Annotated in this window: 19 protein-coding genes; 14 read left to right on the top strand and 5 right to left on the bottom strand. The window is 51.0% G+C overall.

What is annotated here, in order from left to right:
- The first annotated feature begins 3 nt into the window (after positions 1-3).
- Positions 4-996: an aldose 1-epimerase gene (locus tag V4U84_RS01675; protein ID WP_334073045.1), complete on the top strand. Its 993-nt coding sequence runs from the start codon at positions 4-6 to the stop codon at positions 994-996.
- Positions 997-1,099: 103 nt separating this feature from the next.
- Here V4U84_RS01675 and V4U84_RS01670 read toward each other — a convergent pair whose 3' ends face one another.
- Positions 1,100-1,462: a LytTR family transcriptional regulator DNA-binding domain-containing protein gene (locus V4U84_RS01670; protein WP_334073044.1), complete on the bottom strand. Its 363-nt coding sequence runs from the start codon at positions 1,460-1,462 to the stop codon at positions 1,100-1,102.
- A gap of 175 nt (positions 1,463-1,637) precedes the next feature.
- On the opposite strand from V4U84_RS01670, the gene V4U84_RS01665 reads away from it, so the two are divergent.
- The gene (locus tag V4U84_RS01665) at positions 1,638-2,723 is read left to right on the top strand and encodes a lactonase family protein (RefSeq protein ID WP_334073043.1); all 1,086 of its coding nucleotides are present in this window, start codon (positions 1,638-1,640) and stop codon (positions 2,721-2,723) included.
- Here the strand turns inward: V4U84_RS01665 and V4U84_RS01660 are convergent.
- On the bottom strand, positions 2,720-3,811 hold the full coding sequence (locus V4U84_RS01660; protein ID WP_334073042.1) for a bifunctional 3-deoxy-7-phosphoheptulonate synthase/chorismate mutase: 1,092 nt from the start codon (positions 3,809-3,811) through the stop codon (positions 2,720-2,722). The genes V4U84_RS01665 and V4U84_RS01660 overlap by 4 nt on opposite strands.
- A gap of 531 nt (positions 3,812-4,342) precedes the next feature.
- Here V4U84_RS01660 and V4U84_RS01655 point away from each other — a divergent pair.
- A complete protein-coding gene (locus tag V4U84_RS01655) occupies positions 4,343-5,404 on the top strand; it encodes an AI-2E family transporter (RefSeq protein WP_334073041.1) in 1,062 nt (353 codons plus the stop codon).
- A gap of 63 nt (positions 5,405-5,467) precedes the next feature.
- Here V4U84_RS01655 and V4U84_RS01650 read toward each other — a convergent pair whose 3' ends face one another.
- The gene (locus V4U84_RS01650; protein WP_334073040.1) at positions 5,468-6,007 is read right to left on the bottom strand and encodes a hypothetical protein; all 540 of its coding nucleotides are present in this window, start codon (positions 6,005-6,007) and stop codon (positions 5,468-5,470) included.
- Between the two features lie 123 nt (positions 6,008-6,130).
- On the opposite strand from V4U84_RS01650, the gene V4U84_RS01645 reads away from it, so the two are divergent.
- From V4U84_RS01645 to V4U84_RS01625, 5 genes are all read left to right on the top strand, one after another.
- The gene (locus V4U84_RS01645; RefSeq protein WP_334073373.1) at positions 6,131-7,156 is read left to right on the top strand and encodes an FUSC family protein; all 1,026 of its coding nucleotides are present in this window, start codon (positions 6,131-6,133) and stop codon (positions 7,154-7,156) included.
- A 225-nt stretch (positions 7,157-7,381) separates the two neighbouring features.
- Entirely contained in the window at positions 7,382-9,724 is a 2,343-nt protein-coding gene (gene helD / locus V4U84_RS01640; protein ID WP_334073039.1) for an RNA polymerase recycling motor HelD, read from the top strand.
- Between the two features lie 92 nt (positions 9,725-9,816).
- Positions 9,817-11,061: an MFS transporter gene (locus tag V4U84_RS01635; protein ID WP_334073038.1), complete on the top strand. Its 1,245-nt coding sequence runs from the start codon at positions 9,817-9,819 to the stop codon at positions 11,059-11,061.
- A 221-nt stretch (positions 11,062-11,282) separates the two neighbouring features.
- Positions 11,283-11,960: a ribose 5-phosphate isomerase A gene (rpiA, locus tag V4U84_RS01630; protein WP_334073037.1), complete on the top strand. Its 678-nt coding sequence runs from the start codon at positions 11,283-11,285 to the stop codon at positions 11,958-11,960.
- Between the two features lie 25 nt (positions 11,961-11,985).
- Positions 11,986-12,420, top strand: a complete 435-nt coding sequence (locus tag V4U84_RS01625; RefSeq protein WP_334073036.1) for a GNAT family N-acetyltransferase — start codon at positions 11,986-11,988, stop codon at positions 12,418-12,420.
- Between the two features lie 53 nt (positions 12,421-12,473).
- Here the strand turns inward: V4U84_RS01625 and V4U84_RS01620 are convergent, their stop codons facing one another.
- Positions 12,474-13,148, bottom strand: coding sequence for a tetratricopeptide repeat protein (locus tag V4U84_RS01620; protein WP_334076607.1), 675 nt, complete (start codon positions 13,146-13,148; stop codon positions 12,474-12,476).
- 181 nt (positions 13,149-13,329) lie between these two features.
- Between V4U84_RS01620 and V4U84_RS01615 the strand changes: the two genes are divergently transcribed.
- The 5 genes from V4U84_RS01615 to V4U84_RS01595 all read left to right on the top strand — a co-directional run bounded on the left by V4U84_RS01615 (position 13,330) and on the right by V4U84_RS01595 (position 16,406).
- Positions 13,330-13,881: a hypothetical protein gene (locus V4U84_RS01615; RefSeq protein ID WP_334076606.1), complete on the top strand. Its 552-nt coding sequence runs from the start codon at positions 13,330-13,332 to the stop codon at positions 13,879-13,881.
- Between the two features lie 74 nt (positions 13,882-13,955).
- Complete coding sequence (locus V4U84_RS01610) at positions 13,956-14,210, top strand: hypothetical protein (protein WP_334076605.1); 255 nt, start codon at positions 13,956-13,958, stop codon at positions 14,208-14,210.
- A gap of 98 nt (positions 14,211-14,308) precedes the next feature.
- Positions 14,309-15,058, top strand: a complete 750-nt coding sequence (gene gpmA / locus V4U84_RS01605) for a 2,3-diphosphoglycerate-dependent phosphoglycerate mutase (RefSeq protein ID WP_334076604.1) — start codon at positions 14,309-14,311, stop codon at positions 15,056-15,058.
- A 69-nt stretch (positions 15,059-15,127) separates the two neighbouring features.
- Entirely contained in the window at positions 15,128-15,841 is a 714-nt protein-coding gene (locus V4U84_RS01600) for a glycoside hydrolase family 73 protein (protein ID WP_334076603.1), read from the top strand.
- A gap of 169 nt (positions 15,842-16,010) precedes the next feature.
- Positions 16,011-16,406: a hypothetical protein gene (locus V4U84_RS01595; RefSeq protein ID WP_334076602.1), complete on the top strand. Its 396-nt coding sequence runs from the start codon at positions 16,011-16,013 to the stop codon at positions 16,404-16,406.
- 45 nt (positions 16,407-16,451) lie between these two features.
- On the opposite strand, the gene V4U84_RS01590 is transcribed toward V4U84_RS01595, so the two are convergent.
- Entirely contained in the window at positions 16,452-16,853 is a 402-nt protein-coding gene (locus V4U84_RS01590) for a hypothetical protein (protein WP_334073029.1), read from the bottom strand.
- Positions 16,854-17,301: 448 nt separating this feature from the next.
- Between V4U84_RS01590 and V4U84_RS01585 the strand changes: the two genes are divergently transcribed.
- Positions 17,302-17,499, top strand: a complete 198-nt coding sequence (locus V4U84_RS01585) for a hypothetical protein (protein WP_334073028.1) — start codon at positions 17,302-17,304, stop codon at positions 17,497-17,499.
- Positions 17,500-17,679 lie beyond the last annotated feature (180 nt).

The following is a 17,679-nucleotide window of genomic DNA, read 5'->3' as shown; positions in this document are numbered from 1 at the left end:
AATATGGCACACTTGAAGGCATATGAGGGTTCGTTTCATGGGGAACCGGCGGTCTGGCTGCAAGCCGGCAAATATGAAGCTGCTATGGTACCCAGTGTCGGTGGTAATCTGTTAGCTTTTCGCGATACCGAAAGCGGTTACCGTTTTCTGCGCGAACCGGCGGAAGGAGAGATGGAGGATTTCAAACGCAATCCGGGCATCTACGGAATTCCGGTATTATTTCCGCCGAACCGTTATCAGGACGGAGTATTCCCCTGGAAAGGGAAGGAGTACCGCTTCCCGGTGAATGAGGAAGCGACCGGAAACCATCTGCACGGTTTTTTTCACACGGTAGCCTGGGAAGTGGAAGATTTCGGTCAAACGAAGCTGGAAAGTTATGTCACGGTCAAAGCGGCAGTGGATGAGCAGCATGAAGCATTCCGCTATCTCCCGTTCCGCTTTACGGTGAGATTGAAGTACAGTTTGAGCGAAGAAGGGCTCTCCCAACATTTGTTCGTGCATAACCAGGACGAGCAGGAGATACCCTGTCTGCTGGCCTTTCACACGGCGGTTAATGCGCCGTTTGCGCCGGGCAGCGAGGCGCAGGATTACCGCGTCAAATTGACGGTCGGCAAGCGCTGGGAACTCGATAACCGGATGCTCCCTACAGGCGGCCATCAAGCGCTGACCGAAGAGGAGAAGAAGCTGCAAGGCGAGGGCGTCTATCCTTTCTACGCGCCGATGGATAATCACTATACAGCCGTACCCCAAAACGGCCGAAACCGGATGGAACTGACCGACACGAAGATCGGCAAAACGCTGGTCTATGATGTAGGCACCTCCTACAAACAGTGGATGATCTGGAACAACGGGGCAACCGAAGGATTTTTCTGTCCGGAACCCCAAATCAACTTGGTGAACGCGCCGAATGTGGATCTGCCTGCGGAGGAAATCGGCCTGTTCAGTCTGGCGCCGGGGGAAATCTGGGAAGAGACCGCTCGTTTTTACGTAAAGTAAGAGCAAGGGAATTTCCGGTGCACGGCAATTATGGAAAGCAAAAAGCGCGGGTTTGCGAAGGGAGCATCCTCCCCGGCAACCCGCGCTTTTTGTTGGGTTTCACTCAGCCTACCTGATTCATACCGGCCTTTCTGCGGTGGGATACGGGAAGCAGGCGCTTGATCTGTTCCAGGTTCCGCCGGGGTACCTGAATCGTCTTGATCCCGTGGACCTCATCACGGAACCATACGACATTGTCCCGAATCTCCGCGATTTTCGGCAAATTGACGTAAAAGTTGGTGCTGATGCGGTAGAAGGAAGGGTCCGATACAAGTTTGGAGGTTTGTTCGGCGGAAAGTCTCTGTTTTATACTATAATTTCTGCCGTGAAAACAAACGAGTCCGTGAGCCCCAATTTTGAAGAAATACGTGTCATGCGGATCAAAATCCGCATAGACGTCCTTCTTCTCCAATCCGACATTCATCATTCCAAATCCCCCTTCAGATGATGTTGTGGAAGCGCTTGCAGTATACCATATTTTTACGCGTTTGTGTAGGGGATATGATTAAAATTTAAACACTTCCGGGACAAACGGCTGGACTTTTTCCTTTTTTTACGGAAGAATATTAGAAAGAAGCTATATATAAAGGAGGCCGACTTTCTTGTCAACCTTATCGCAACGTCAGCTTGTATTCGTGGGATCATATGCCGAAGCGGACAACACCGGCGTTTACGTCTATGAATTTGATCCTGCCCAAGAGGCCTTCCATCGTTTAGAGGCCGTATCCGGCTTGAAAAACCCGACGTTCCTGTGCGTGGATGCCGACCACCGCAAAATTTACAGCATTGCCGAAACCCATAATGAGTCGGGCGAACGAATCGGGGAAGCCGTCGCATTCACTGTCGATCCGGAAACCGGGCGGCTCAGTGAACTGAATCGGGCCCGCACGATTCAACCCTCGTCCTCACATATCGCTCTGGACGGAGAGAACCGGTACATCGCTTTGTCCGGCTACCATGGCGGGAATGTAGGACTGGTCAAACTGGAAGGAGGAGGGCTTGCAGGCCGCCTTGTCGACGAACAGCGGCATACGGGAAAGGGGGCCGACCCCGAGAGACAGGATCGGCCGCACCCGCACTCCGCGCTGTTCAGCCCGGATAACCGTTATATGCTCGTTGCTGATCTGGGCCTGGATCTGGTGCGTACTTATGCATTTGACGCCGAAACGGGAACGCTCAGCCCGATCTCTGATGCAGTCACGCCGCCCGGCTCCGGCCCCCGGCATATGACCTTCCATCCGAATGGGAAGTGGGTTTTCTCCATTAATGAAGTCGGCAATTCGATGACGACATATCAGTATGATGCCGAGTCCGGGCGTTTGACGCCAATCGAAACGATCTCCACGCTGCCCGAGCATTTCCAAGGCGAAAATACGACCGCGGAAGTGGCAGTATCGAAGGACGGCCGTTTTCTTTACGGCTCCAATCGCGGACATGACAGCATCGTGCAGTTCAGCATCGATCAGGACAGCGGCCGGCTTTCCCTCGTGGAGCATGTGCCTACCCAAGGCGGACATCCCCGTCACTTTGCCCTGACGCCGGACGGCGGCTACCTAATCGCGGCAAACCGGGATGCGAATAACCTGGTCCTGTTCCGCGTCGATCGGGATAGCGGCCGGCTGCAATTTACAGGGAAGACCGTATCCGTATCGAAGCCGGTGTGCGTGCGTCCCGTTCTGTTCGGTTAAACTTCGGCGGAAACCGATTTGTTGAATAGACCGGATGACGCAATACCTTCCCACAGTTTTTCAAACTGCGGAATATCAAGCTGCTGGGCGGCGTCGGACAGGGCGGTCTGCGGGTCCGGGTGAACCTCCACCATAATCCCGTCGGCACCGGCGGCGAGAGCCGCCTTCGCGCAAGGCAGCAGGATGTCCTTTCTTCCTGTGGAGTGAGTCACGTCGACGAGAACCGGAAGATGGGTTTCCTGTTTCAGCAGCGGGACGGCCGAAATGTCCAGCGTATTGCGCGTCCACTTCTCGTAAGTGCGGATGCCGCGCTCGATGAGCATGACCCGGCTGTTTCCGCTCACCGCGATATATTCCGCCGCATGCACGAACTCCTCCAATGTGGCGGCAAGCCCCCGTTTTAGCAGAACGGGAATTCCGGCTTTGCCCGCCTCTTTGAGGAGCTCGAAATTCTGCATATTTCTGGCCCCGATTTGAATGATATCGATATACCGTTCCGCCAGCTCGATGTGAGCAGGGTGAACGATCTCGCTGATCGTCGACAAACCGAATTCCTCGGCCACCTCTTTCAGCATCTTCAACCCCTCTACCCCAAGGCCCTGGAAATCGTACGGAGAGGTGCGCGGTTTAAAGGCGCCACCCCGCATCACTTTGATCCCGGCCTTCCGAAGAGCGGAGGCCACCGTCCTTAACTGCTCGTAGGATTCTACGGAGCAAGGACCGGCGATCATAACTTGAGCTTCCCCGCCGATGAATGTGCCGTTCACATCGATGACCGTATTTTCCGGTTGTTTTTTCCGGCTGACCAGCAATTGTCGTTTATGCTCTTCTTCTTGCAGATGAAGCGAAGCTTTAAAGATCTCCTTGAAAATATGCTTGATCTCGGCGTCGCGGAACGGTCCGGGGTTCAGTTTCGTCAGTTCATCGAGCATGGCTTTTTCCCGCACCGGATCAAACTTCGGAACCCCCTGTTTCTCCTTGATTTCTCCGATGGCGCGGGAGACCTCCGCACGCTCGTTTAGCAGGCGCAGCAGCTCGTGATTCATGCGGCTTAGTTGGGCGCGCAATTCCTCTAAGGTTTGGCTCATGTTTAAACACTCCTCTGAATAGATGGGATGGAGGCTGAAAACAAAAAAAGGCCGTCTCGTGAGGGACGGAAGTTTCCGCGGTACCACCCTCATTAGACAACCTTCTGGTTTCTCAGCTTGGACACGGATAACGGTGTGAGGCCGGATCTCCTTACTACCCTGAGGGTTCGGGAAATCGACTCGGGAGCGAACTTCGGCGGCGCGGCTCCATCGGGGTGCTCTCAATCTCCGGCACCGCCGTCCCTGTCTGGTCGCATTCGCTTACTTTTCTCCGTCATCGTCGTTTCTGGCGTTTATTATCAATTACGTAATTATTCGAGATTATAGACCTTACCGCAAAAACTGGCAAGAGAACGCTATCCCGCTTGGAAACTGTGACGCAATGTTTCGTTAAAGCTGTGGTTTATTCACAAGGAGGGAGCCATTAAGCGGAAATTGTTCTGTTTGCTCACTTGCTTTTCGGGCAGGAGCTGACATAAGATAAACCCATAGGTTTTTCGAAGACCACTTAAGGGGAGCAGGTTGCAAATTATGACGTTTTTTAGGGAATTATTTCAAATGCCGGGTTTTCGCAGGGTGCTGGCCCTGTCGTTTGTCATACTGGTGCTTTATTTTTCGCGCAGCATGCTCAACATGATGTTAATCACGTTTATCTTAACCTATTTAATTAACCGGATTCATAATTTCATCGCCCGGAACGTAGAGAAGGTTGTCCGGATCCACCGGAGCATTTCAATACTTTTGATTTACATCGTGATGATTTCTCTGCTCGTGCTGGCGATTGTCCGATATTTACCCGTCTTTCTCGACGAACTGACGGATCTGGTAAATCAGGTCATTTCATTTTACGATAACCCTCCCACGGACTTACCCGATAATCTCATTTTGAATTTTTTAGTGGATTCCCTTAAGGATATCGATCTCTCTGCTTACATCAAAGATGGGTTCAGTTTTGCAGTCAATGCTTTATCCGATATCGGAAAATGGAGTCTGAATCTGTTCGTCGCCATTATTCTCAGCCTGTTCTTCCTGTTGGAGAAAGAGAAGGTGACCCACTTCACTGCGAGGTTTAAAGCGAGCAAGTTTTCCGCACTGTTCGTCGAACTGGAATACTTCGGCAAGAAATTCGTCTCGTCTTTCGGTAAAGTAATTGAAGTCCAATTTATGATCGCGTTCGTGAATGCGGCGCTCTCCACAATCTTTCTGTGGATTTTCGGGTTCCCGAATTTGGTGGCTCTATTTATCATGATCTTTTTGCTGGGGCTGATTCCGGTCATGGGCGTGATTATCTCGCTGATTCCGCTGTGCGCGATCGCTTTTAAGATCGGCGGCCTGGTCAAGATCGTCTATGTCCTCGTGATGATCGCCCTGGTGCATGCCTTGGAAACCTATTTCCTGAATCCGAAATTTTACTCCAATAAAACGCATCTCCCGATCTTCTACACTTTCCTGATCCTGCTCGTTTCGGAGCATTTCCTCGGAGTTTGGGGGTTGATCATCGGGATACCGATCTTCATGTTTTTGCTTGATATTCTGGAAGTGCCGATCGGTACGGCGAAGAAGACGGAGAAGCTGTCACCGGCCAATAAGTAATCAAACGAGGCTAAAGGGATGGAGCCCTCGCCGGGCAGGCGGTTGGCTCCGTCCCTTTTTTGCTTAATTTTGTTCGTCCGCCGGTTTGAAATCCGGATTAGGCCAAACAATGTGGTTATGGTGCATATCCAGCGCCGGATGTCCGGGGGTGCCGTTTTTCCAAGTCCGGTGAATTATTTTGTTCAGCTTGTCCGGCAGGCGTTGTTTTATTTTGGCGGCCTGCTCCGGCGCAAGCTTGCCTTCGGTAACGGCTTCGTCCAAATGACGGGACGCCGCTTCCGTTAATTTTTTGATGTACTCGACTTCACTCCAGCCCTTCTCGGCTTGCACGACCTGCATCAGGGATTTGCCTTTCCGAAGGCGGTCGAGGAGCTCTTTCGGCTCCATACCGAGCATGGCCGCCGTATCTTTAACAAGGTGCCCGCCGCGGGAGTGCCGGAAAGGCAGGCGATGCGGCTTGCCTTGCCGTTCGCCGTTCTCCGTATTCGGAGAAGAGTTATCCGCCGGCGACAAATGAGCGAATGCGGGAGAGGAAGCAAAGAGTCCCCACAACACTACCGCTGCAAGGAACGTGGTAATTGCCGGACGCTTAAGCTGGTCCATAGACTTTTTTCACCTCATCGTTTAGAATAATTTGGGCCTTGCCTTCTTAGTGTAGACAAAATGAGCGGATTCATATCAATTCGGGTAAAAATGAGAAAGAGAGAAGCAACAGGAGGTATCGATGTGACGTTTGGCGCGAGAATGCTAAAAACCGGCCTTGCGGTAACTTTAGCTTTATATGTGGTGAGCTGGCTCAATTTATCTTCGCCGGTCATCGCGGCGGTTGCCTCTATTTTTGCGATGCAGCCGACGATTTACCGGTCCTGGAGATATTTGCTCGACCAGCTCCAGACCAATACGCTCGGGGCCGTTCTCGCCATGCTGGGCGGAATGCTGTTCTCCAACGAGCCGATTGCGGTAGGGCTGGTCTGTATTCTGGTCATTATGATCTGTCTGAAGCTGAAGATGGGAGAGACCATCGGAATTACACTGGTTACCGTCGTATCGGTGATGGAAGCTTCGGGACAATGGGAGTTCGCCCTGAATCGGTTTGCTCTAAGTTTGATCGGAATCGTTTCGGCATTCGTGATCAATGTCCTGGTCATGCCGCCCAAGCCCAAGGTACAGTTTCTGAACCAGATCAAGGAGACATTCGATCAGCTTTCCTTGCTGTTGCGGACGGCGGTCTCCGATGAAATGAAAGAAACGGTATTCCGGAGCGAGAAGCGGAAGCTGGAAGACAAAATCAATGCCCTAACGGACAAATATAAGTTGATGGAAGAAGATCAGAAGAAACTGAAAACGCCAAAGTTCAGCGACAGCCGCCAATTGGTCGTATATAAACAAATGCTGAGAACGCTGAGAAAAGGGTACGAGGTGCTGGATGCCGTGGAGCAGCATTACTTTCAAGCGGTCGTCCGGACGCCGGAAATGAACCGTGAATTCGATCAGCAGCTCGAGAAGCTGACCAAATTTCACGAGCATATCATGCTCAAGTTTGACGACAAGCTGAAGCCGAACAACCGTGAGGCCGAGCAGTTCGAGCAGGATAACGACGAGTTTCTCCGCCGTATGCTGGACAGGTATGCTTCCGAGCGGGTCGGCGTTCTGCGTCTGTCCATCGTCTCGGCGGAGATGTATGAATACGGTCATCAACTGGAGAGGCTAAACCGGTTGGCGGATCACCGCCATACTCACGGAGATTCTTAAATACCAAAAAAAAGTCCTGCCGATCGGCAGGACTTTCATCCATTAAACGTTAATATCAAGTTGAAAAAGCTGCATAAAATGGTTACAATAAAAGTTGGATTCATTAATTATGGAAAAGTGAAAATATCCTAATTGGATTTTATCATATTATCGTTTGATTGTCAATAGGATGTTTGCCTTGTCCGTAAAATCGGAATACAGAAGTTTACAAGGGGAGCGATCAGTGTGAACGGAACGGATCAAGCATGGAAAGAAGAACAGCAGCGCGTTGAATTTGTCTCCGACCGGATTGATGAACAGATCGCGCGGCTGGAGCGCGAAGTGGGAAGCGTACGCGGAGATGTTGTGGCCATGCGGAAGGAATTTTGGGATGAGGTGACCGTCAATTTTTCCGAAGCCGACGATGTCGGAGAAACCTCCACCAGCTTGCGCCAGCAGTCGCAAGTGTTATCCGAGCGGGAGAAGAGTCACCAGCACGCTTCGGCGGCGCTCGGAAAAATGAAGCGGCTCAAGCAATCGCCTTATTTCGGACGTATCGACTTTGAAGAAGAAGGCTACGGGACCGAATCGATTTATTTGGGAATCGCTTCGCTGCTGGAAGAAGGGGACGAGACGTTCCTCGTCTACGACTGGCGCGCCCCGATTTCGAATCTTTACTACGATAGCGTCCCGGGGCCGGCTTCTTACGAGACACCTTCCGGTACGATTGAAGGGACGATGACGCTGAAGCGGCAGTTTGTCATTCGGGGCCGCGAAATCAAAGTGATGTTCGATACCGGCGTCACGATCGGAGACGAGTTGCTGCAGCGGGTGCTGAGCCGCAGTTCCGACGCCCAGATGAAGAGCATCGTCGCCACGATTCAGCGGGAACAGAACCGGATCATCCGCAATGACAAAAGCCGGATGTTGATCGTACAGGGGGCCGCCGGCAGCGGAAAGACCTCCGCCGCTCTCCAGCGCGTCGCTTACTTGCTTTATAAGCATCGGGACACGCTGCAGGCGGACCAGATGATTCTTTTTTCGCCGAATCCGATGTTCAACAGCTATGTGTCCACCGTTCTGCCGGAGCTCGGAGAAGAGAACATGCTGCAGACGACGTTTCAGGAATACCTGGAACACCGGCTTGGCCGCGAATTTCAGCTGGAGGATCCTTTTATCCAGATCGAGTATGTGCTTTCGAGCCGGGAGGATGAAGCCTACGCCGCGCGCGTCAGCGGGATTCGTTATAAGTCCTCGGCTTCGTTTCTTGATGCGATAAACCGGTATAAGGAGCTTTTGGAACGCAAGGAGATGAGGTTCAAGCCGTTAAGGTTTATGGGCAAGGTGGTCGTGGACGCGGACGCGATCGCGGAGAAATTTTACGCTTTCGATCCGGCGATTCGGCTGGCCAACCGCTGCGAGCTTTTAAAGGATTGGCTGCTCAAGGAACTGGCCGCCTTCGGAAAGAGTGAACTGGGTGAGCCTTGGGTCGAGGAACAAATTCAACTTCTGGATAAAGAGGATTATCAACGGGCCTTTCAACGGATGCGCCGCAATCAAAAAGGGCGGGAGGATCATTTCAGCGATTATGACGAGGAAAGCGTCATTTTATCCAAAATGGTGGTCAGCGACCGATTGAAACCGTTGCGCAGATGGGTGAAGTCGCTGCGCTTCGTCGATGGGACGGCGCTTTACAGCCAGTTGTTTCAAAGTCGGGAGCTGTTCAAGGAGATTCACGGCGACGAGCTTCCGGCGGACTGGGACGCCATTTGTGAACAGACTTTGGAAAAGATCAGGGAAGGGGAGCTGTTTTACGAGGATGCTACACCTTTTCTGTATTTGAAAGAACTTATTTTGGGATTCCGCTCCAATACCTCGATTCGCCATGTCATTATCGACGAAGCGCAGGATTATTCGCCTTTTCAGCTGTACTTTCTCAAGCGGCTCTTTCCCCGTGCCCGCATGACGGCGCTCGGCGATCTGAACCAGGCGATTTACGCGCATGCCTCCGTTCTTCAGCAATCCACGTCGCTGACGGAGCTTTACGGTGAGCAGCAGAGCGAACTGATTACTTTGGTGCAGAGCTATCGATCCACCCGGGAGATCGTCGAGTTTACGCGCGGCATGATTCCCGGAGGTGAAGCGATCGTACCGTTTAACCGGGAAGGCGAAAAACCAGAGGTGCGTGTACTGCGCGACGTTTCTGAATTGCATGAGCGAATCCGTCGCGATATTGCGGGCCTGCGTGCCGAGGGGTATGACATGATCGCGGTGATCTGCAAGACGGCGGCCGAAAGCCAGCAGGCTCACGAGGAGCTGTCGAAAGAATTGCCGGTGAAGCTGATCAAGAAGACGACGCTCTCCTTTGAGAAGGGGATCCATATTATACCGGCTTACCTGGCAAAAGGGGTTGAATTTGACGCCGTCCTGATTTACGACGGTTCGGACGAGAAATATACCCGTGAAACGGAGCGCAAGCTCTTTTACACGGCATGTACCCGGGCCATGCATCTGCTGCATGTTTATTCCGTCGGAGCGCCCAGCCGATTTATCCGCGAAGCCCGGGAGGATACGTATATCCTTGTATAGCTGTGAATAAAGACCTGGAGTATATTTTCGCGAATTACAACCAAACTACCCTTTATGGAATGATTTATTGACTGTGAAGGGTGGCCATCTTAATGGATAGTAAAAAAGGCGATTTGGCTGCGCTCGCTTCCATCCCGCTCATCATGACATTGGGCAATTCCATGCTGATTCCGATTCTTCCGCAAATTGCCCGCAAGCTTCATATTTCCTCGTTTCAGGTTAGTTTGCTGATTACGGTGTATGCGGTTGTGGCCATCCTGCTTATTCCGGTGGCCGGGTATCTTTCGGACAAATGGGGCCGGAAAAAAATCATTATTCCCAGCCTGATTATCGCCGGGCTCGGGGGGGCGGTTTCCGGAGTAGCTCCCTGGTTTACGGAAGGCCTGGCGGTATATTGGGTTATCCTTGCTGGCCGCTTTTTGCAAGGGATTGGCGCAGCCGGCGCTTTTCCGATCGTCTTGCCGCTGGTGGGGGATTTGTTTGACGAAGAAGATGAGGTGAGCCACAGTCTCGGGATCATCGAGACCTCGAATACGTTCGGCAAGGTGCTCAGCCCGATCTTGGGAGCGCTTCTGGGCGCATGGATTTGGTATATGCCGTTTTTGGCGATACCGGTAATGTGTCTGGTTTCCCTTCTATTGGTCGTTTTCCTGGTCAAGGAGCCCGAGCGCCGCGATGAGGCCAAGCCTCTGAGGGAGTTTTTCACTTCCCTGAAAAAAGTGTTTGCCGAAAAAGGACGCTGGCTGTATGCGATATTCGCGATCGGCTGCATTTGTATGTTTTTGCTCTTCGGTGTTCTGTTTTATCTGTCCGACCAGTTGGAAAAACGGCATGGTCTGGACGGGGTACTGAAAGGTCTGGTCCTTGCCATTCCTTTGGCGGCCTTATGTTTGGCTTCATACATTACGGGCAAAAAAATCGGAAAGAACAAAAAGCTGATGAAATGGTGCGGTGTTGTCGGCCTGGTCATGGCGACGGGCGCATTGTTCGGGATCAGCTTTTTGAACAATATTTATTTCGTCATCGCCTGTCTGATCGTGTGCGGGGTCGGGATCGGGACCGTCCTTCCCAGTTCGGACGCTTTAATCACCGAGGGGATTGATAAAGAGCTGCGCGGCACCATCACGTCCATTTACAGCAGCATGCGCTTTATCGGTGTTTCGTTGGGACCGCCGGTAATCTCCTTGCTCGTGGGGGCGGGCCACGCGATGATGTTCATCACAATCGGGGCCGTGGCGCTGATCGCGGTTGTTCTGCTGCTGCTGATGGTCAAGCCCGAATCCGGAAAAGGAGAGGGCGGCAAAGGAAAGGCGCCGAGACCGATTCATCAGGCCTGACTAAGATTAGAATACAATCCTTAATCCCGCCACTTCTAAGAACAAATAGAGAACAGCGTTATCCTGAATGCACCGAAGGGGCAGTGATCGGGATGCGCTGTTCTTTTTTATGCTTGTTTTTGGTATGATATTAGCTGGTTCCACAAAAAAATGAAATTCGTTACATAAGGTGTTGAATTGCTCATCGGTAACAGGATGCGGCAAAATAAGGAGGCATAAGGATGAATGCTAAACAAGCTGCGGGGCACAAGGCGGCCGAATGGGTTCGAGACGGAATGACCGTCGGTTTGGGGACGGGGTCCACGGCATATTATGCCATTGAAAAAATTGGAGAGATGGTGAGTCAAGGCCTGAAGATTCGGGCGATCGCCACATCGAAGGCTTCCGAAGAGCTCGCGGTGAAATACGGGATTCCGCTGGTAGCGGCCTCCGAGGTGACCCGGTTGGATCTCGCGATCGACGGAGCGGACGAAGTGGATCCCCAGATGGCGTTGATCAAAGGGGGCGGCGGCGCCTTGCTTCGCGAAAAACTGGTGGCCATCAACAGCGACCGGTTCATTGTCATCGCCGACAGCGGGAAAATGGTGCCTCATTTGGGACAGTTCAAGCTCCCGATCGAGATCGTTCCTTTTTGCTATGAGTGGACGCTCGGGCAGCTCCAAAACCGCTATAATGTTGAATTTGAAATGCGTAAACGGGACGGACAACTGTATGTGACCGACAACGGAAACTATATTGCGGATGCGTCTTTTGGAAAGATCGTTTCTCCTGCCCAATTAAGCCATGAACTAAAAATGACCACCGGTGTCGTGGATCATGGACTGTTTGTGGATATTGCCGATACGGTTATCGTAGGTTATGAGGACGGAAGAACAGAAGTCATCGAGAAAAAGAAATAAAAAGGAAGAAGGGAGGAACGAAAGCGTGCTCGTTCAAGTGACATCTTTTCCCGCCGGGGAGGCGCTTCAGGAACTGATGGAATATGCCACCGGCTTTGACTCCGATCGGGAACGGCAGGCCTGGGACCTTTACGCATCGGCCGGACAAGCCGAGCTGTACGGTTATGAAGAGGAGGGCGAATGGATCGGGTTAATCGGTTTTGCGTTCCGGGAGGGCGCTCAGATGGAAATTCTCCATCTTGCGGTGCATCCGGAAGACCGGTTGAAAGGTTACGGGCGCGGAATCATACTGGAAACATTACTTCTAAAACAACCCCGGGTCATCACGGCGGTAACGGATGAAGAAGGGGCCGATTTTTTCCGGAATATCGGATTTTCGGTTCAAGATTATGTTTCGCAGAGCGGGTATGAGGAGTTCCGGTGCGTGTATCGGTCAGAGGAAGAAGAATCGGATGAATAGAAAAAACCGCAGCCGCCGGGTAAACCGGGGATGCGGCTTTTTTGGCTTTCGCGCTAAGTAAACAGAAAAGAAAAATAACTCCGTACCGCCCATTTTCGTTCGTGACGCTTTTTGAATTTTGGCAGGCTTCTGTAAATGGCAATGGATTCCTGAAAGGCACGCTGCGCTTCTTCCTTGCGTCCCAGGGAGCGATAGAGGCTGCCGAGCAGAAAGCAGGCTTCGCTGGAGGAGGACTGGATTTCACCGTACTTGGCGGCATAGGCCAGCGCATGTTCAGGATCTTGTTCCCGAAAGGCCAACGCCAGCGTTAAATATGGTTGGCCGTATCTCACGCGTTCATTTAATTTTAAGGCATGCAGTTTCATGGCCTCGCCTTCTTTTACACGTTTCAGTCCAATTGTAGCCGTGCCTAAATCGTCCCAATATTCCGCGGAATTCTCGGAGTAGTCTCTCACTTCCTCCAGAAGATCATGGGCTTCCTTATACCTTTTGCGTTCCAGTAACAAACGTGCCAGCTCACGCTTCGCGGAAACATCATGCGGGCTTAGGGAAAGCTGCTGGCGAAGCTTAAATATGCTGCGATGCCTTTTGAACGGTTTGGAAATGCTCGGGAAAACGCCGACAAAGCGCCGATCGACAAAATAAAGTATGGCCAGCAGAACAATAATCGCGATGAAAGGATTCCCCGTCAGCCAGGACAATAAAATAAAAAACATAAACTTGCTCATAAGTTCCTCCACCTGTCTTTGTATTTCCCAATTATAGCATAGATTAGGCGATGAAGGATTATAGTTGAGCGGCGGTTTGGGTATTAATGAGTAGAGATCATTAAAGGAAGCCGCCCGTGGGCGGCTTCTGAACGGTCCGTTGTCCGTGCGTTATTGTAACCCGCGCATAGTCGAACCAGTGTTGGATGGGTTGAATTGCGACCCGGACGTTTGGCCGATCGACGATCCGAAGGACGATCCGGTGGACCCGATTGATCCGGTGGACCCGATGGATCCAGCGGACCCGGTGGTTCCCACGGATCCGATGGAACCCACGGAACCTGCGGAACCCACGGAACCCACGGATCCGATGGATCCGGTGGAAGATCCGAAGGACGTTCCAGCCGACGATCTGAGCGAAGCGGATCCAAAGGAACCAGCAGACGATCCGGTGGACCCAAACGACGAATTTACGGACGAAGATCCGATGGAAGAGCCTGCCCCGAAGGACGAACCCGATCCGATGGAAGAGCCGGAACCGATAGAGGCGCCTGTACCGAAGGATGAACCGGACCCAATGGAAGAGCCCATGCCAAAGGACGAACCCGACCCGATGGACGATCCGCCGGAAGCGGCGCCAACGGAAGTGGAAGATCCGATCGACGAAGATCCGATTGACGAGCCAATGCTTCCTTGGTTAAATCCCGATTGGCCAAATCCCGCCCCAAATGAGCTGGACGGTCTGTATTCCTGACTTCCAAATTGGCTGGTTCCCGTAAAGGAGGTTCTCTCAATTTGGCTTGTTAATTGCGAAAGTTGCTGGAATTGTTGCATAGCTTGTTGGTGTTCCTGAATCGCAGTTTGGATCGTTTGAACCGCCTTGCGTTCACGTTGAGCCAGTTGCTCCAGTTGAATCGCGTTTTGCTGTTCCTGTTCCAGCATTTGCTGGTACATGGCGGTAGACTGGCGGGTTTGCTGTTCCAATTGTCTTACAAGCTGTTCGATTTCGCGAACTTGCTGGGACACGTTGTTGAACATGAAGTTTGTCCTCCTAAATATTTAGATATTGGGAATCATGGTTAGCTTACCCACCATATACCTGGATATGCGTTTTTGTAATAAGATAAAGATGTAGTTTTCTGGAAATAAAATCATACTCAGAAAAAGAAAGGTGATGGAGGATGTACCGGTTGGTGCTGGTCAGACATGGAGAGAGCGAGTGGAATAAATCCAATCTGTTTACGGGATGGACTGATGTCGACTTATCCGCAAAAGGGGTCCAAGAGGCGAAAGATGCCGGGATTTTGTTGAAGGAGGAGAAATTTGTTTTCGACGTAGCTTACACTTCGTATCTAAAACGCGCGATCAAAACGCTGTACTATATCCTGGATGCGATGAACCTGCTCTGGATACCAGTTCATAAAACATGGCAGCTAAACGAACGGCACTATGGAGCTCTGCAAGGACTAAGTAAATTAACGACGGCGCAGCAATACGGGGAGGACCAGGTCATGTTGTGGCGGAGAAGCTTCGACGTTCTTCCACCGTCCCTTAACCAAGAGGATGAGCGTTATCCGCGTAACGATCCGAAATACCTCGACGTTCCGGATTCGCAAATTCCGCTGACGGAAAGCTTGAAAGAGACTATCGTGCGAGTGGAGGATTATTGGGAACGGGAAATCAAGCCGCAGGTCCTTGCGGGGAAAAATGTTGTGATCGCGGCCCATGGCAACAGCCTCAGAGCATTGGTGAAATATTTGGAGAATTTGAGCAATGAGGAGATCGTGGATGTCAACATTCCGACAGGGATCCCGTTGGTCTACACATTGGACGATCAATTAAAACCTGTCGAGAAGTACTATCTCGGCAGCGACCAGAAGGTCGAACACAAGATTAAGAAAGCGGCTGATCCGGACAAAATCATGGAATAAGCCTGTTTTGTCCCGTTTGTCCAAGCGTCCGGAGAAACCTCTACATATGCTTATTTTGGAGGTGATGGGATGGACAGAATCGAATTCATCGCTAAACTCGCTCCGAACGCGGTAAAAGATTGGCATGAAAGCGGAGTTCCCGCTTCCCTTACCATCGCCCAGGCCGCACTGGAATCCAATTGGGGATCCAGCGGTCTGGCGAGACAAGCCAACAATTTATTCGGGATAAAAGGTACCGGGCCTGCGGGCAGTGTGATGATGCCGACGACCGAATACAGAAACGGATCGCCGGTACGGATCAATGCCCCCTTCCGGAAATACCGCTCATGGGCGGAATCGATCGCGGATCATACGCGGCTGTTGGAGAATAAGCGTTATGCCGGCGTGCTGCGGCGTCCTGGACAGGAGGCGGCTAAAGCGGTTGCGGCTGCAGGTTATGCGACCGATCCGTCATATGCTTCCAAATTGATCGCATTGATGGATATGTATGATTTATATCAATATGATACCCGGAAAGGGGATGAACCGATGACGGCCGAGGAGAAAAAGCGGTTTGAAGCCCTGCTGGATACGGTGGCCAAGCAAGCGGAGCGCATTGCCGAACTGGAAAGGAAAGCGAGTATGCCGGTACCCGATTGGGCAAAAGAAGCGGTACAGGCCGCCGCCAGCTATGACCGGGCTCACCCGCTGATCGATACTCCTGAAGGAGGTAGTCTTGATTTCTACCGGGTGATTACGATCATGCATCGACGCGGGCTTTTTGACAAGAAGACAGCAAGTTAACTAATTTCCGGAAATGAAATGACGTTTTTTTCATTCAAAGGTTACGGTTTTGTAAATTCTATATATACAAGGATTGGGAAAAAGCTTATACTCATGGTATGGGAATGAAGAACGCGAAGAAGACACCCTCTTTCTGCAATGGCAATACAATTGGAAAGGAGTGTGTTAGATGGAGTTGCTGGAACAATTAAAGGAGCAATATAAGTCTCTGGAAAATCGGGTCCGGCTGTTGATATTGGTGCACTCCGATATTGAATACGTTCAAGGCTCTTCCGAATGTGTCGAAGGCGGAGCATTTGCTTGGGCAGCCCTCTCCCACGATTCCAAACTCATACAATCCGAACTGTACCATGAATATAAGTCCTTGATCAAGCAAGCGAGAAAGCATCTGGAGGAGGCCGGCAGCAATTATCTCGATACATTCGACGAAAGCTGCAATGAGGTCAAATCTTATATCTTGCAGGAAAATCTTCTTTGGGGCTCTTCACTTCAAGATGTATTCAGCAGCGTAAAAAAAGAGCTCGACCTTCAACGGGGGCTGATCGCCCAGCCGGTATTGATTTGAAGGCGAAAGCGCGAAGGCGTCGCAGAGCATATCTGTGACGCCTTTTTACTGTTTCAAACTTCCCCAGGAAATGGCGAAGCCCCCCTTATGCTGGTTCCCCTTCACATCAACACGGTAGCTGCCGGGTTGATCGAGATGTACGGTAAAGGAGGAAGTTTGGATTTGCTTCCCCTGATAGAAATGGTTGCCTTGTTCATCCGTCAGGGAAATATCCAGCTGTCCGGCATCCGTGGTTACTTCAAACCCGACATCCAAAGGCCGACCATCTTCCACTTGAATGGTCTTTTCTTTTTGACCTGTAAATTTGGCGTATTTCATGGTCATAGTGGTTGATGTATTTGTCTCCACGGCCATTTGCGTAGATTCACAGCTTGTGAGCAGGAGCGCCGACATCATCAAGGCCAAAATTCCTTTAAACGAAAAGACGTTGCGCCACAATGGACTCATAAAGGAACCTCCATGTTCTAGACTTTTTACTAATATAGATCATACAACAGAATCTGGAATAGCATCTATGAGTTCTTATATATCGGTTGGAACTGCGCATCGATTCCCGACAAAATGATGGAAGCGGCGCGGATCGACGGCTGTCAAACAGTGGAATAACTTCCTCTGGACCTCGGTGATATTAAGATCACAGGAGAGTATGACTTTATCCGTCGCCTTAAAAGCGCTCGAAGAGAGCAACAAATACGCCGTACCATCTGATTATGGCCGGTTCCGTCAAGGGTTAGGGAAGATTAGGAATAGCCATGTCTCTTAAAAACACATCTTGCCGTCGAAAGACGATGAGTTAAGATGTGTTTTTTGTTCGCAAACAAGAACCCAAATCAGTAGAAATTAAGCAAGGCTCTTGGTACAATATCCTCATAAAGTTTAAAAGGAGCGGAGTCAATTGGACAACGGCCTTAAAGAATTGTTGCAGTCTGTTATCCGTGCTGAATTAGTTCCAGTGAATGAACGCTTGGAACGAATTGAAATAGAGCAGCAGGGAATGAAAGAAGAGCTTCAGGGGATGAAGCAAGAGCAGCAAGGGATGAAAGAGATCTGGATTTGGTCAAGCGTGCAGTATTGGAAACCAATGACCGCCTGAAAAATGTGGAAACAATTCTAGAGAATCAACATAAAACCATGAGCTGCTTTCCGCCCGTTCCATCCAGCAGGAAGCTGAACTGAAAAGAATAAGGAACTCGATCCGATGTCGGCGCATCGGATTTTCTTTTCGGCAAAGAAAAGTGAATATCTCTCAATGGTTTTACTTTCAATGTAGTAA

The organism is Paenibacillus sanfengchensis (assembly GCF_036864765.1).
GTDB classification, from domain to species: domain Bacteria; phylum Bacillota; class Bacilli; order Paenibacillales; family Paenibacillaceae; genus Fontibacillus; species Fontibacillus sanfengchensis.
Note: the sequence above shows the minus strand (reverse complement) of the source record. Positions and strands in the feature narration are given on the sequence as shown.

Coding starts and splice junctions, on each gene's coding strand:
- V4U84_RS01675 (WP_334073045.1), top strand. CDS start 4: ATGGCACACTTGAAGGCATATGAGGGTTCGTTTCATGGGGAACCGGCG.
- V4U84_RS01670 (WP_334073044.1), bottom strand. CDS start 1,462: ATGATGAATGTCGGATTGGAGAAGAAGGACGTCTATGCGGATTTTGAT.
- V4U84_RS01660 (WP_334073042.1), bottom strand. CDS start 3,811: ATGAGCCAAACCTTAGAGGAATTGCGCGCCCAACTAAGCCGCATGAAT.
- V4U84_RS01655 (WP_334073041.1), top strand. CDS start 4,343: ATGACGTTTTTTAGGGAATTATTTCAAATGCCGGGTTTTCGCAGGGTG.
- V4U84_RS01650 (WP_334073040.1), bottom strand. CDS start 6,007: ATGGACCAGCTTAAGCGTCCGGCAATTACCACGTTCCTTGCAGCGGTA.
- V4U84_RS01635 (WP_334073038.1), top strand. CDS start 9,817: ATGGATAGTAAAAAAGGCGATTTGGCTGCGCTCGCTTCCATCCCGCTC.
- rpiA (WP_334073037.1), top strand. CDS start 11,283: ATGAATGCTAAACAAGCTGCGGGGCACAAGGCGGCCGAATGGGTTCGA.
- V4U84_RS01620 (WP_334076607.1), bottom strand. CDS start 13,148: ATGAGCAAGTTTATGTTTTTTATTTTATTGTCCTGGCTGACGGGGAAT.
- gpmA (WP_334076604.1), top strand. CDS start 14,309: ATGTACCGGTTGGTGCTGGTCAGACATGGAGAGAGCGAGTGGAATAAA.
- V4U84_RS01600 (WP_334076603.1), top strand. CDS start 15,128: ATGGACAGAATCGAATTCATCGCTAAACTCGCTCCGAACGCGGTAAAA.
- V4U84_RS01595 (WP_334076602.1), top strand. CDS start 16,011: ATGGAGTTGCTGGAACAATTAAAGGAGCAATATAAGTCTCTGGAAAAT.
- V4U84_RS01590 (WP_334073029.1), bottom strand. CDS start 16,853: ATGAGTCCATTGTGGCGCAACGTCTTTTCGTTTAAAGGAATTTTGGCC.